Raw genomic sequence first — 234 nt, 5'->3', positions numbered from 1 at the left:
TACCAATCCTGGTGGCGGTGGTTTCGGTAGCTCTTATGAGCGCAAGACTGAAGCGGTATTGCGTGATGTCATAGAAGGTATTGTATCAATCTCTTCAGCAGCTAAAGAGTATGGGGTAGTTATCGACAGTGATACTCTGCAATTAGATGCAGAAGCAACTGAGGCTCTACGTCGAGATTTAGCGTAGTCAGTACAGGGATGTACTGAATTTCAATATATATAAAAGTTTAAGGA

Annotated in this window: 1 protein-coding gene; it reads left to right on the top strand. The window is 42.3% G+C overall.

From position 1 onward, the window contains the following. Positions 1–187, top strand: a 187-nt coding sequence (locus AAEY75_RS17195; protein ID WP_352260395.1) for a hypothetical protein, incomplete at its 5' end; no start/stop codon positions are given. Positions 188–234: the final 47 nt, after the last annotated feature.

The sequence above is a fragment of the Psychrobacter sp. TB55-MNA-CIBAN-0194 genome (assembly GCF_040309505.1).
Lineage (GTDB): Bacteria > Pseudomonadota > Gammaproteobacteria > Pseudomonadales > Moraxellaceae > Psychrobacter > Psychrobacter fozii.
Note: the sequence above shows the minus strand (reverse complement) of the source record. Positions and strands in the feature narration are given on the sequence as shown.